Annotated in this window: 11 protein-coding genes; 3 read left to right on the top strand and 8 right to left on the bottom strand. The window is 54.6% G+C overall.

Annotated features, from left to right (window positions below; translation table 11 throughout):
* Nucleotides 1–18: 18 nt before the first annotated feature.
* Nucleotides 19–636 (bottom strand): hypothetical protein, encoded by a 618-nt coding sequence (locus QEH54_RS01080; protein WP_309016761.1) that lies wholly within the window; start codon nt 634–636, stop codon nt 19–21.
* A gap of 274 nt (nt 637–910) precedes the next feature.
* On the opposite strand from QEH54_RS01080, the gene QEH54_RS01075 reads away from it, so the two are divergent.
* A complete protein-coding gene (locus tag QEH54_RS01075; protein ID WP_309016760.1) occupies nt 911–1,585 on the top strand; it encodes a CDP-alcohol phosphatidyltransferase family protein in 675 nt (224 codons plus the stop codon).
* Between the two features lie 84 nt (nt 1,586–1,669).
* On the opposite strand, the gene QEH54_RS01070 is transcribed toward QEH54_RS01075, so the two are convergent.
* Together QEH54_RS01070 and QEH54_RS01065 are read right to left on the bottom strand one after the other, a co-directional pair.
* Nucleotides 1,670–2,077, bottom strand: a complete 408-nt coding sequence (locus tag QEH54_RS01070) for an adenylyltransferase/cytidyltransferase family protein (RefSeq protein ID WP_309016759.1) — start codon at nt 2,075–2,077, stop codon at nt 1,670–1,672.
* 65 nt (nt 2,078–2,142) lie between these two features.
* Nucleotides 2,143–3,618, bottom strand: coding sequence for a glycosyltransferase family 4 protein (locus tag QEH54_RS01065; RefSeq protein ID WP_309016758.1), 1,476 nt, complete (start codon nt 3,616–3,618; stop codon nt 2,143–2,145).
* 374 nt (nt 3,619–3,992) lie between these two features.
* On the opposite strand from QEH54_RS01065, the gene QEH54_RS01060 reads away from it, so the two are divergent.
* Together QEH54_RS01060 and QEH54_RS01055 are read left to right on the top strand one after the other, a co-directional pair.
* Complete coding sequence (locus QEH54_RS01060) at nt 3,993–4,673, top strand: FkbM family methyltransferase (RefSeq protein ID WP_309016757.1); 681 nt, start codon at nt 3,993–3,995, stop codon at nt 4,671–4,673.
* Nucleotides 4,645–6,111, top strand: a complete 1,467-nt coding sequence (locus tag QEH54_RS01055) for a glycosyltransferase family A protein (RefSeq protein WP_309016756.1) — start codon at nt 4,645–4,647, stop codon at nt 6,109–6,111. Before QEH54_RS01060 ends, QEH54_RS01055 begins: the two co-directional genes overlap by 29 nt.
* A gap of 50 nt (nt 6,112–6,161) precedes the next feature.
* Here QEH54_RS01055 and QEH54_RS01050 read toward each other — a convergent pair whose 3' ends face one another.
* The 5 genes from QEH54_RS01050 to QEH54_RS01030 form a co-directional block, all read right to left on the bottom strand.
* Complete coding sequence (locus tag QEH54_RS01050; protein ID WP_309016755.1) at nt 6,162–7,058, bottom strand: class I SAM-dependent methyltransferase; 897 nt, start codon at nt 7,056–7,058, stop codon at nt 6,162–6,164.
* Between the two features lie 114 nt (nt 7,059–7,172).
* A complete protein-coding gene (locus tag QEH54_RS01045) occupies nt 7,173–8,750 on the bottom strand; it encodes a hypothetical protein (RefSeq protein WP_309016754.1) in 1,578 nt (525 codons plus the stop codon).
* 203 nt (nt 8,751–8,953) lie between these two features.
* Nucleotides 8,954–10,915 carry a hypothetical protein gene (locus QEH54_RS01040; protein ID WP_309016753.1) on the bottom strand — a complete coding sequence of 654 codons (1,962 nt, stop codon included), beginning with the start codon at nt 10,913–10,915 and terminating at the stop codon, nt 8,954–8,956.
* Complete coding sequence (locus QEH54_RS01035; protein ID WP_309016752.1) at nt 10,912–11,862, bottom strand: hypothetical protein; 951 nt, start codon at nt 11,860–11,862, stop codon at nt 10,912–10,914. Before QEH54_RS01035 ends, QEH54_RS01040 begins: the two co-directional genes overlap by 4 nt.
* Nucleotides 11,855–13,615, bottom strand: coding sequence for a glycosyltransferase family 4 protein (locus QEH54_RS01030; protein ID WP_309016751.1), 1,761 nt, complete (start codon nt 13,613–13,615; stop codon nt 11,855–11,857). The genes QEH54_RS01035 and QEH54_RS01030 overlap by 8 nt, the downstream gene beginning before the upstream one ends.
* Nucleotides 13,616–13,681 lie beyond the last annotated feature (66 nt).

The raw sequence follows: 13,681 nt of genomic DNA, 5'->3' as shown, positions 1-13,681 counted from the left end.
GGATCTCCTCCATAGTCGTTAATCGTCTTCTCGGGGTTCCGACTTGAGCGAGCCCAGCGACTCGAAGCCAATTGGCAGGCCCTCGGGAAAATCGCCCTGAGCCGCCCGATAGGTATCGAGCAGATCCTGCTCGGTGTGGATGTCCAACGGCCCCGCTCGTTCGTCCTCGAAAACGCTCTCGAAAGCGCTCGGGATCTTAAACGGGTCGCGATAGTTCGCCAGCCGCTCCACGCTCTGGGCCCAGACCGCGTACGGCTTCGAAAGGGCCTCCTCGTTTCGATACGCCAGCTCCACCGCCCGATCGATCACCGCCGGGTCGCACATAGGGAAGTTGATGTTGAAGTTCACATGCACATCGCAGTGGTGGTGCTCCACGATATGCTGGAAAACCGGCACCGAAGGCACCTCGTCGCCCGCCAGCTCCGGCGGCCGATACAGCACCGTCGCCCCGAAATCCAAAGCCACCCGAGCGATCAATTCGCTCTCCGTCGACACCACGATCTCGTCCACCGACTTCGCCCGCCGCAAGATCTCCACCCCCAGCCCCACCAGCGGCTTGCCAGCGAACGGAAGCAGATTCTTGTAAGCCAGCCTCTTGCTGCCCAAACGAGCGATTATGGATCCAACGACATGCATGTTTTATTATCTTTAGCCACCATCCACGCCTCGAGACGCAATGCGACTCACCATACAAAGCAGGTAACAGGCCAGAAGCACTTCTACACGTTCTATCCATCTGTTAAACAGCATTTTAAAAATCATAGACCGATCCAGAACGAGACACAGGGAAAGATTTGCCGCCCCACTTTCAATCTTCGAATCATCCTTCCCAAGCAGCCTCGAGCATAGCAGCTTGCGCGGATTCAGGAAATGGCAACAGTGCCTCACGAGAAACGCCTCCCACCGCGACATGCCTTCCCAACAACTCCCCCCCACCTACACACCAAAACGAGATTCGTTCTACCTGTTCGAAGGCCTCTACACCCGTCTCGTCTGCAAGCTGCTCCCCACGATCGCTCGCACCCGCCTCACGCCCAACCAGGTCACCTTGCTCAATATCGGGAACTCCCTCCTGATCGCCTTTCTCCTCCTGAAATCCCTCTGGTTTCCAGCAAGCCTGCTAATCCAGCTCTACCTCATCCTCGATATTCTCGATGGAAATCTAGCTCGCTACACCAGGCTTTCCTCCAAGTTCGGCCAAATACTCGATCAAATAGCCGATCGCCTCTTCTACACCGGAGGCTTTCTCGTCCTTGGCTACAGCACGGGAAACAGCACCTCTTGGCTAATAGCCTACGCCTTCGTCATCAACGCCTACGCCATTCTCACCACCTTCTACATTGTGCCCCGACTTCGCAGTCTTCCAAGCGTCCAACGCTGGGGCCTAAAAAAAGCGTTCATGCAGAAAAAGATTCTCTTCGGCATGGATCTCTCGACTCAGGACGTCATCGCCAGCCTGCTGCTGCTCACCCCCTGGAAAGCTGCCATCCTTCCAGCGATCACGCTTCTCTACGCAGCCGACAGCCTCTACCGACTCTGGGAGCTCAAGCGAAACGAGTCCCTAATCGCCCCGAACCACGCCTAGCCCGTCCTGTAGGTCGGCGCGCCGAGCCGACATCCCAAACCATCCTGTAGGTCGGCGCGCTGAGCCGACATCCCACGCCTAAGCCTACCCCTTCGCCCCGTCGCCTTTACGGATCTCGATCTTGATAGAGGTGGTGGAGATGTTCTCCGTGCGCGGCAGGTAAACCACTTCGCAAAGCCCCTTCAGCTCCTCGTCGAAACGCCCCTTCCAATCATCGCCCATCACAAATACCTCGATTCCCAGGCGACGCACATCCTCCGCCTTCTGCTCCCAGCGCTCCTCCACAATGACCTCGTCCACGTACTTGATCGCCTTGACGATAGCGCAACGGTCCTCGCAGGAATAAGCGCAGCGCTTGTCCTTCACCGCATTGAAGCCATCCGACGAAACCGCGACCACCAAGTAATCGCCCAGCTCCTTAGCCCGACGCAGCAGATTCAGATGCCCCACGTGAAACAGATCGAAGGTCCCGTATGTGATTACTTTTTTCAAAGGAGATACACTGCACCGAATGCCCGCTCCGCACGCAAGCGTGCTCGATCGATTTGATCAACGTTTCAGAAGCGCCGCGACTTCTCCCTGAGCGCAATGATTCGAGGCAACTGGACTCCCGATTCACCAAACAATTTTTCGACGTAGGAAGCGATTTCTTCCGCGAAAGCGACCGAGGCCACAGCGATCGTACCCACCTTCCCATCAGCCATTCGCTCCGGATTCACGCACAGCACCCCCCTATGACGCAGCCCCCAGTTGATCGAATCCGAATCAACCCACATAGCGATACCAACCCCCTCGTCCATCAATCGATCAATCAGTTTTCTGCCGTAAACCCCGGCTCCATAAACGGCCAGGCCAGCTTTCGGACCCTCCTGAAGTCGCTGAAACATCGCCTCGACCCAGCCCGAATGTGTTTTCGACCGCCCCTCCTCCGGCACACTCGGACGAACGCCGACACAACCGGAAAAGATCTCCTCCAGCTTCCTTCGACAGGAGGTCTCGGAAAACCGTTCAGCAACGATCGACCTTGCGCAATCACTCAGTTCCTTCAGGCGATCCCGTTCCGCGTCCAAATTCTGCACCGCAGCAGCCATTCCCTCCACGTCGCCTTGGTCGACAATCACAGCAGTCTCGCCCGATACCAAGAGGTCGCTGACACCTGATTCGATCTGCATCACCACTGGGCAAACTCCCAGCGAAATCGCTTCGAGCAACGCGATGGGCGTTCCTTCGTACTCAGAGGTAAGCAGAAAAACGTCCGCAGCCAAAAACCGCGCCTCGAGCTCATCTCCCTCCAAGACGCCATAAAAACACGCCCCATCCCAACTCGATCGATCGGCGACCTCGCGAAGTTTCTCTCTTAATGCAGATTCAAAGCTCCCCTCTCCCACAATTGACAGGCGAAAACTCACCCCTTTCCTCAACAACGCCTGCACCACCCCAACCAGACGATCCACCCTTTTTTGCGTTTTCTCTAGTCGGCCGACATACAGGAGCTCGATCGGGCCATCCCCCACCAAACTCGAGTTTCCGCAGGGCTTAGAGCTAAAGCGTACCGGACAATCGAGTAAACGAATGCGCCCGCAAAAGTCAGGCAAGCGAGAGCTCAACTTCTTGACGATGCTCGGGCTCACTCCCGCCAACGCGGAGAGAGAAGAAGACCAGGCCTCTATCACTTCGTACTGACGGTCTAAATCGCTGTGACAGATGCCCACAACATGACAATTTGATCCGATACGTTCACGCACGATCGCAGCAGCCGCGTAGCAAGTCTCCCCTACGTTGGGTAAAATAAACCAAGGATCCCCGTCGTCGCATTCCATTTTCCCTATCCACGCGAGAATCGCTGCTGCCACGACTTCGGCCTCATAACTGCACTCCGGCCTTAGCCAAAGCTCATTCGGCGGTGAAAGATCAGCTCTCGTCATGTTCAAGCACACCATATAGCTGCTTGAAAACTGCCGAACGACCACTTCGCAGAAAGTCCTTACACCGCTAACGCGACGAGACTCCGAATTGAGCGATAAGACGGGCATGCACAGTTGTTTTGTGAAGAAATTTCAAACGCCGAACGGGATATTGCCCTCGGCATCGTGCGATCAGTCGGTATTCGCGCAATACTAATCCACTCGAACGTGAGCTCATTCGCCGATCACCCAGAAGTCAGGGATTTCAAACATGGGATTAACGACTTGTTCTGCTACAGCCTTTTTGTACCGTTCTACGAATGCGCCATCGGCCTTCGCTTTCTCCGAACCAAGATCTCGAAAAACGCGCCAGTCCATCGCGCAAATGCGGACGCCCGCAGAGAACCTAAATCCCAGATCACCCCAGGCTCCAGCAATTGCAATTCGCCCCCCTAAATCGATCAACAGCCAAGAGCGAGATCGAATCCCAGAGGATACCTAAAATGAACAGCCCACATCATTCTGCCGAGAACTGGCCCCCACCCTTAGATCTTTCAGTCGATAGCAAACGATTCGGAAACCACTATGGCGGATGGAATGTCTTATCGGAATACATCAACGAGCATTCGTTAATTTATTCGGCTGGCGTTGGGGAAGACGCCTCATTCGATCTCGAGCTCATAGACGAAAAGAACTGCACCATACACGCTTTCGACCCAACTCCAAGAGCCATAGACTGGGTGAAAAAAAACATAAGCTCTGACCATTTCAAAATGCATGCTTTCGGCCTCGGAGCCAGCAATCGTATCGCGACTTTCTCAGCCCCTGAAAACCCCGAGTATGTTTCTCAGACCATACTAAAAGACGTGTTTAAGAACACGAAAAAAATCGATGTGCAGCTCCACAGGCTGAAAACGATAATGGACAAGCTCGGGCATTCGCACATCGACATTCTCAAGATGGATATAGAAGGAGCGGAGTACGAGGTTATAAAAGACCTAGCCGACACAGACATTCGACCAAAACAGATCCTAGTGGAATTCCATCATCGTTTCGACCCGCTATCAGTCGAAGACTCTGTAGAGGCAGTTGCAACCTTGAGATCGATCGACTACAAGACCTTCTGGCGCTCAAAAAGCGGATACGAGATAGGCCTTGTTCATCAACCTCAAGAAGAAGCCTAGAGGCAAAAGCCAAGTAGCGTCTTCAGCTTCGCTTCAGGAAACAAGAACCTATATCCGCTTCAACAGACTAGACGGGGCAACCTTCAGAATGGTTCAAGCGTTCGCGAGTACAAATATCCGAGTCACGGCGATTGTATCGGCCTACTGTTCCGAATCGTTTATCAATGGTTGCCTACAAGCCCTCGTAAGACAAAGCCTCTTTGAAAGAAAAGAGCTCGAGGTGTTAATTGTAGACGCAAACTCGCCAGAAAACGAAGGAGCCATAGTCCAACGATATATCAGAGATCATTGCAACATACGGTACATTAGAAATGAGCAGCGCACAAGCCTCTACGAAGTCTGGAATCAAGCAGCTTCCGTTGCCAGAGGAGACTATCTCCTCATGGCCAGCGCAGATGACAGACTCTTCCCCCGCAGTTCGCAGCTTTTGGCAGATGCCCTTGACGAATCCCCAAACGCAGCTCTCGCTTATGGCGACTGGGTTCATGCAAGCCCAGATGAACTAGCCAAGTTCGATAGCCAAGGACTCATCCCAGACCGCAAGTGTCGAGCAGGCGAGTTCAAGCGAACACGGCTACTACGATGCCACTACCTAGGATCTCAGATAATGTGGCGAAAAGATGACCACGCCCGGGTGGGCGGATTCAGCCTAAACTACGACATCGCCAGCGACTTAGACTTTGCCTTTAGACTGACTAAAAAACGCGCAGCACTATATCTAGGAATAGATATCGGCATCGTAACCCGGCACGAGAAAGCTCTAAGCTCGAATCGCTCTCAAACAGAAAACGAACGCTCGAGCATTATCGAATCGCACTTTAGAGAGGTCCTTGAGAGCCAAATCGACGCTCCCGAAAGAACGATTTCCAGTTTCCTAGCGGACTGTCTCACTGAGCGCCCTCCGTGGCGTGAAGGCAAACCGGAAGTTTTCGTAGAATCCTATATGAAAGCTCTAAAACTCGCTAGGGAGCGTGGACTACTAAACAATCAACTTATCAAAACCGTTGAACAAGCGAGAAGAGCGTTGCTGGGTGAATTAGAGAAGACACCGGAAACAATCGCGCTAACCCCAGGCTCCCGTGACACTGTAATCAACACACGTCAGTTTCTTAAGGACTATTTCGGTCACCAGAAAGTGAGCGCCTTCGAAAAGAAACTCTCAGAGCACCCTGACGCTTTGGTCATGATTTGGGGAGGATCCGCGAAAGGGGGGTTAGTAAAGTCGCTAACACAACTCAACAAAAGAACCGTCCACTGCTACATCGATTCGCGCAAGAGAGGAACGTTTAACAATAGGTCCCTGCACCCTCCAGAGTTCTTAAGAAGCTTCGACCAACCGCTATTTTTGGTTGTGGCCATGAATCCAGCTTACCATTCAGAAACCGCCTCTCGCATCACTGAGCTCAACAAAGCAAACATAGCCTATTTCCACATCTAAGCGGCATAGCTATGCGGTCAAAATGGCTTCGTTACTCGAAACCCTAGGCATCATTCCTCAATATATGGGTTTCGACTCAACTCTTTTATCTCATAATCATATTCTTCAAGCGCCTTGGCCATCTCACTCGCCAAAGGAGTTTTGAAGATTCCAGCTACGAGCAAAGGCCACCGGTGGCGTAACGGATTTTTGGAAACAGCCTCGGTGCTCGATGCGATCCTATTCTTGATTCGCTGCAAGGACGCAGGATTGTCAGCTACCAACTCCTCTTCAACGCCCTGCTCGTAATCCATGCACAGACCATTGAACGCTACCACCGGGAGATTCAGCCCGAGAGCCACCTTCTCTATTTCACGTGAACTCAACTGATACTTATAGTTTCCTACCGTTTCATAGCTATCGTGAGCATATCGAATCTGGTCCTGACCATCAGAACCTTTCGACAGAATAGGATTATCGTTTGGCTCAATTAGCAAAACGCCTTTTCTGCTAACCCGAATCATTTCGTACAAAGCGATCATAGGACGCGGAAAGTGATGATACGCTTCCTTGCAGAAAACATAATCAAAACTACCATCTTCAAACGGCAATGCCTCAGCATTCGCCGCTTGATATGATTTTATAAAGCCCGCTTCATATGCTACCTTGAGCAGGGTATCGGAAATATCGCTCGCGACGACATCCGCACCTCGCTCTTGCAAGTAGTGAGCGTCCGTACCGCAACGACCATCGCCTACGGTCAACCAACGCGCGCCGCTGTCCACATCCAGTATAGGATTGGCCATGCGGTAAAACTGGGCATGTCGCCACGCATCGACCGTTCCTTCTCTCATCCACTGGGCAGGGCGCTCGATTCTGTCCGGATCCGAAAAGCAAGCATCGAAATGTTTCGAGTGCCGAATATAGCTCAACTCTCTAAAATTTTTGGGGGTGTTTGATTCTGACATATCACGAAGAGAAAGAATGAAGACCATGCCAACGGATCGCAAATCCTAGCAACAAGGCCGACCGACCCGAACGCTAGTCTTCGAAAAAAACGAATCTCATAAGCATGGGCGCAATTACGAAGTACTCAAGCGAGAGCGTCGGCCCTCCGCTGACGGGTCCTGATCCATAGCATTCTCCCACCATGTATCTGCGTCTGCGTGACGATCTGCCTGTAAAGCCAATGCGCCAACGAGCCAACGAGAATGGCTAAAACGAGTCGGTGCAAAAAATTCGCCTTGGCTCGATGGCAACGCTGCGATGTCGATTCTGGGAGTTCCTTCGACGGAGTAAGTCCGCCTCATAGCTTCGAACAGGAACAGATCGCTGCCGTCTCCTGCAGCGACGCGCTTGCCGATCTCACGACGAATCACGTCGAACCAACGGCTACGCCGAAATAGCCAGACATGAAGCGCCACGCCGGCAAGACTGGCGGGACCCAATTTCGACAACGTCACACCTAACTCCTCGTCGGTCGACACCGATTGGTCGAAATAGACCCGCCCCTGGAACTCAAGCGACTCTTTCACCTCCTTCGAACCATCGACAGGTTGGATCGTGCTCAACCCGTCCTGCCAATTTCGATAAACGATAGGGTCGAGAGATACACCCTCCTCGACAAGTGGAGCCACCGCTCGAAACGCCTGCCAAAGAAGGTTCAGTTTGTGCGAAGCGGCTCCCAATTTGTCGAAAGCATCGCTCCACTCTCTGGCCCGCCCGAGAGCGAAAGCCATGGCGACTGCCACATGAACTCCCTTGGGCTTCAAATACTGCCGGAAGGCAGTCAGCCAAGCCAACGCCTTCTCCGCAACTTGATATCTCCACCCCAGCAGATGGCCATCAAGCCACTCTCTCCAAATGAAGTCGGCCCAAGCATCCAAGCTTCCATCCATCGTTGACCCATATCGACGAAAAGCGGCTTCTAGCTCGAACGAGCACCCTCTTCTTCTCGTCGCAGATACCAGGAGTTGAAACTCCCGGCCGGCTTCCCCGTCCCAAAAACGAGGCTTCGCATTCAACTCCCGGCTTTTCAACCAAGGCCTGACAGCCATGCCAACCGATCGAATTCGCAGTTGGTCGGCAAGGGTGGGAAACGACTCAATGGTCGAGCCAGGAAGGATCCCCCGCAAGGGAGATAACGTACCGCTAACGTCTATTCCCAGACACTCATCAGACGCTGCTAAGACCAACTCCTCCGCGCTCGCTTCCGATCGGATCTCCTCCCGAGCGATATCCAAGCCTTCGCTCAGAATCACATTCAAAGAGCTTCCGAGGACAAGCGAGACCGGCTCCGAGGATTGGCGACGAGTCGCCGCCACCACTTTGGCGCCCGCCAGTTCTTGCTTGGATTTGAAAAGACGGTTCGCCCATGGAAACCAAACGTAGTACGGCTCGCATTCAGACCAAAAAGGATCGCCGCGCAGGGCAGCCAATTCACTCGGCAGAAACGGACATAACCACGAAACCCCCTCAGGCAGATCGCTAGGGAAATAGCTGGGCAACGTTGAAAGCGCTACAAACCCGTGGCGAAACGATTCCCCGAAGGATCCCGTCTCCAGGTCGCTCCAATCCGTCGCCAAAACCAGCCTTTTGTCCTCATTGAACGCTCCATTGCTCCGAAGGCGCTCCGCCAATTTCGAAAACTCAGGATCCACCGAAACCTCTCCAAAACAATAAACTCCTTCGAGCATTCTCACTCCACAGCAAAAGCTCCGAAGAATGCCGAGTCAACAAGGGACAAACAGACACTTGCCCGGTGGTCCGCTTTTGCGGCGAGGTTTCTTCCTTCGAGCGAGGTCATCGCCTCTACTTCAACACACCGGGAATGTCAGTGCGACCACGCAGCAACGATCCTAAATCAGCGACGAAAAACGGATCGCTGCAGCTCCCGATTCTGACCGATGCTCAACAATTGCTTCTGCCGAGAAACCGCGGCCGACCAGGTGTCCGCATAGACGCGAAGCTTCCCCAGGTGAACCGCATCTGCCTCCAAGGCTAACGCCGAGTTGTGCTCGGTCAGCGAACGATCTCTTGGCCACCGCGGATGCAAATAGGAGCGTAGACAGATATCTCGCATGGAGTTTACATGGTAATGACCGTCGCAGCCAAGCAACCTCGAAAGCAAGCTCTCCGACCACCAAGGACCTCGCCAATAGTAGTTAGGGAAATCGGCAGCCAAGTGCCGCCCCATGCCGGTCAAGCACCCGAAGATCACCGCACTGGCAGGTTCCACCATTCCACGATCTTTCGACTGAATGTCCGAGCCGTTAGCGATACGCTGCGGCGCTAGACTCACTGACCGATAACCGAGACGAAAATGGAGAAAAAGAGCGTGGAACGCCTCCGGCAGAACAAGGACGTCGCTACGCACCAGTATCCAAAACGCTCTGCCTTGTCGCTCCGCCCAGTCATCGAGCGCTTCCAACAAAGCCGGTATCGGCACACCCCACTCAGGTTTGTCATTCGCGTCCAGACGTACTGCCCCCCAAGGGACTAAACCCGGTTCACCAAGCCTAGCCGTTCCAAACTCGGAGCAGGGGAAAGGCAACAACTCGGAACACAATTCGATCGAACGAAGAGACTGCTCATAGCGCAGGCGAAGTTCAGGATCGGTATACAACGGAAGCGAGGTCGCCAGACAGCCATCCTCCCACCGCAATCCCGAATTGCACGATACCCTTAACGCGCCAATCAAATCGTCTTGCGACGCCTTCAGCCCTCCCAAGCTACGCCCCAACGCGAACCGGGCTTCCTGAGACTCAGGGCATGCCTCGACCCAGGATCGAGCGATCACAGGCAGCGCGACCCTACGCTTTTCCTCTTCCGTCCCTGTCCATATTGACCGGTAGCGCGTATCGAGAAAACAACGACGAGCTTCTCCAAAGGTTAGCGTTTCGCCTATTTCGAGCAGCCCGGCCACGTACCGCTGGCTCCGACGCAGAAACGCCTCGTCCTGCCCCATCGCCAATCCCTTGTTATACAAGCTAGCTGCCGAAACGGTATTCCACGCCCGCTCGTGCGTCTCATGAAAAGCCAAGCCCTCGACGTGCAAGGCCCAGCTCCGATCGCAAAACCCAATGGCCTGACCCGCTAATGCGAGATCCCACCAAGGCTCGCCTAGCACGTAATTTCCCCATCCATTTCGGTTAGAACGCCACCAGTCTACCGATACTAGGAAAATGTCGAAACCAGTCGTGTGAAGGCCTTCGATTTCACGACTCCCTTCAACTCCAAAAGCGTAATTCGTTCGCGAAAAGAAACCGATCTCAGTACCTGCGGCTGCAAAGATACGAGCCCATAGCAAACCTCGGGGGCTCAACTCGATATCGCTGTTGAAAAACAGAAAGTGTGTGCCGCCCTGCGCTTCGCAACCTTCCGCCGCCAGATCAAAAAGCTCTCGAACGAAAGGCTTGGGAGCAAGCTCCTCACTCAAGGAATCCTTTGCCGAACGCGTCAGGCCACAACAATTCGAACAGCGACTAATCTCCAGCCTTTCTCCCGGATAGCCGATGTTCAGCACCGGGACTTCCAAAGCGCCCAAGGCGCGGAGCATGCGAGATTGCCGCTCAGCAAACGCTCCCGACGCTCCCGGCACATAGTTTATGGCTGGAATCACATCGAACGCCTCGGCCTTGGCGCCTAATAAGGCGCTAGCTTCGGCGAAACGTCCCTCGCAAGCGTGAAGTTCCGCTTCGATGAACTTCGTATCCAGGTCCTCATCACAATCACCAGCCAAAAGCTTTCTCGCCCGCGAAACATCGCCTCGTCCTTTGCCGACGCTCAGCATGCCATTCAGTTCTCGAAACAAAGCAGCCTTCATACCCTGCCCATTCGAGGACCGTCGCAATACAACAGCAAGTCGGAAGCGCTCTCGCCGTGACAGCGCAGCCGCAGCCCGCAAGCCTCAAGCTTTTCCTTGAGAGCTAACGGAAACTCAAACCAACTGCGATCTCCCTTGCCCAGAGGCAACACCATCTTCGAATAGGCCGCGACGCTGCTGCCATCACTGCATTTCATTTCAAGCCACCTCCCCGGTTCTTCAGCTGAAATCCAAGTCGGAAGCTGCTCTTCCTGCCAAAACTCTCCTTTCGGCGACCAAGACCAACTCGCTCCCTTGAACCACGAAGCGACGCTTTCCGCTCGTTCCTGGCTAAACCCAGTTTCCGGAGCGAACCACAAATGCTTCACGACTTCAGGCGAGCGTCGAGACAGAGCCACTAAAAGCTTGGTATTTGGGCTGGTCAGCCAAACGCGTTCCTCATCACGGAAAGAAACGACTTCTCCCGAAACATAAGCGGGTTGCGTCTCGACCTTGCGCAGCCATTTGAGATTTCGCGTAAACAGATAGGCCTGCCAGGCTTCTTGCACCGCGGGAGAGAAGGAGTCTCCCCATAGACGCCCCAAGGCGTTCAAATTGATCACTTCCGCTTCCCACAACCGACGATGGGCCATCCCACTTGCGGCCTCGGAAAACACTCGGCACGTCCAGCCGAGCCTCTCCCATTCGCGCGTCAGCCAAGGCCAACTACCACACGCAACGAGTAGGGTTCCCGGCCCGCGCTCTCGTAGAACGTTTGGTGAAAATACGGTGCCGAAGGGCCGCTCTCCTCCTAGTTTTTCATCGCGATCGATCAACCCCTCGAAACCGATCTCCAGCGCTCTTAGCCAAGCCGCCGCCTTCTGCCCTAAGGGTCCCGCTCCATAGATGTACACAGGCCGCGGTCCCAAGCGTTCGATGCCATCCCAATACTTTTGCCAACTACACATGCTGCCACGCTTCCGGATGATGCACGTAGTCTCGCTCCCAGAGAAAGCCTGCCTCCCTTAGAAGCGGCTCCACTTCCCGATAGTACTGCGTCGTTAGCAAAATGAAATGAGAACCGAAAAGACCATGAAATTCCGTCGAACTCACAACCTCCACCTCTGGTCCAAATCGCGATCGAGCCGCCTGAGGATTCTTGTCCAGCACCACATCGACGCTTGCACCTGCGGACCCCAACGCTTCGAACGAGCGCTGGCCCAACAGACCGCCTCCCCAAAGCGCCAGCTTGCGGCCTGCTTGCGCTTCGACGGTCGTCGAAACCCAATCCTGGCCTATGATCAGCTTGCACAGCCAATCAACAGAGATTCCCCCCAAAGGCTCATCGACGCGCTTCGTCGCATCTGAAAGTCGTCTACCTATCAAATAAAACCAGGAAACATCTGCATCCAAGCGGTCTGACACCCGGGCCAACTGCGATAGCACCCGCTTCCGAATCGCTCCCTGACTCAGCAGGCAACGCAACGCTGGCTCCGCAGCTCGCCAACTTCCGCTGAATCCTCGCATGAGGGCAAATTCCAGGCACTCGGGGTAGTGCTCGCTGTACATTGCCACCATAGGCGGAACCATATCGGAAGCGGTTGCCTCCAAGGCATCGTCGGGAATCTCCTTCGTTTCTTCCGACAGATTGGACAATTCACGCCACACGCCTTCCGCCACGCCGCCATACCAGAAGAAGCTCTCCAAGGGAGACTCCAATTCGGGCGGCGTACCTTTCGGCCACAAGTGACGCTTCGGCTCACTTAGCCAGCGTTTCGCTATCCCCATAAAGCGCTCGGCCATGCGCTCGGACCCCATACTCTGCTCAACCCAAGCAGCTCCCGCGCGACCCAAGCGATCTCTCAGCTCTGCTGACCGTGCCAAGGTCTCCAGTCCTTCGACAAATTCATCCTCGTTCGAAGCTACCCATGCCGTCTCGCCGTGGCGCAGCAAACCTGTAAGTCCACCCGCGGGCAAGGCCACTACAGGCACTCCACACCACATCGCCTCCTGGACTACGAGTTCCGAGCCAGCGTAGCTATCATGTCGTAGGGGATAGGCAAATACATCGATACGGGAAAAGAAGTCCGACACATCCTCCAAGAAACCAAGCCAGCTGAAATCTTCGCTGCGATTCGCCGCCGCAACAGAGTGGCGAAGCGGAGCGTCGTTGCCAATTCCGCCCAACTCGAAATGAGCCCCATCCAATCTCGCCTCGAGAAACATTTCCGCTAGCCGCGGATGGCGCTTGATAACATCGAGGTGGCCGAGGTAGCCCACGCGCAGATTTCCTTCAGCGCTCGGACGCCACTCCTTTCGCTCGAAACGAGCAAGGTCGAAGGTATCGTAAAGCAGAAACCCGCGTCCGCGGCGCCGGGCATCCAAGAATGCCGGCAACTGCGTGTAGGTGTAATCGTTGCAGGCGAGATGAGCCATGCCGCAAGCCAGGGTTGCTTCCGTCAATCGAAACGGGGCCGCCTGGCCGCTCACGTGATGCCAAAAGACATAACGGTGTTTGCCGCGCTCCGCCCCTAGCCACTGCGTCAGATCAGGCGTGTGCCAAGCGTGGATCAAGACAAGGTCGGCCCACTCCAGCTGATCCTTGGAAAGCTTGCCGTCTTCCAGCGCCGCCCAGTCCTCCTGGGAATAGCGATCGCTGACCGGACTACGGTACTCCTTCCAGACCGCGAAACGATTCTCCACCCCAAACTGCCGATTCAAACAGTGAGCGAGATCGACTGCGCTTCTAGCCGCTCCACCCGACGACAACCATTTTATTATGTGCAA

Source organism: Pelagicoccus sp. SDUM812003 (genome assembly GCF_031127815.1).
GTDB lineage: Bacteria > Verrucomicrobiota > Verrucomicrobiia > Opitutales > Opitutaceae > Pelagicoccus.
Note: the sequence above shows the minus strand (reverse complement) of the source record. Positions and strands in the feature narration are given on the sequence as shown.

Excerpts from the sequence above, each read along its gene's own strand:
- QEH54_RS01050 (WP_309016755.1), bottom strand. The coding sequence starts at position 7,058 with ATGTCAGAATCAAACACCCCCAAAAATTTTAGAGAGTTGAGCTATATT.
- QEH54_RS01060 (WP_309016757.1), top strand. The coding sequence starts at position 3,993 with ATGAACAGCCCACATCATTCTGCCGAGAACTGGCCCCCACCCTTAGAT.
- QEH54_RS01065 (WP_309016758.1), bottom strand. The coding sequence starts at position 3,618 with ATGCCCGTCTTATCGCTCAATTCGGAGTCTCGTCGCGTTAGCGGTGTA.
- QEH54_RS01040 (WP_309016753.1), bottom strand. The coding sequence starts at position 10,915 with ATGAAGGCTGCTTTGTTTCGAGAACTGAATGGCATGCTGAGCGTCGGC.
- QEH54_RS01080 (WP_309016761.1), bottom strand. The coding sequence starts at position 636 with ATGCATGTCGTTGGATCCATAATCGCTCGTTTGGGCAGCAAGAGGCTG.
- QEH54_RS01075 (WP_309016760.1), top strand. The coding sequence starts at position 911 with ATGCCTTCCCAACAACTCCCCCCCACCTACACACCAAAACGAGATTCG.
- QEH54_RS01035 (WP_309016752.1), bottom strand. The coding sequence starts at position 11,862 with ATGTGTAGTTGGCAAAAGTATTGGGATGGCATCGAACGCTTGGGACCG.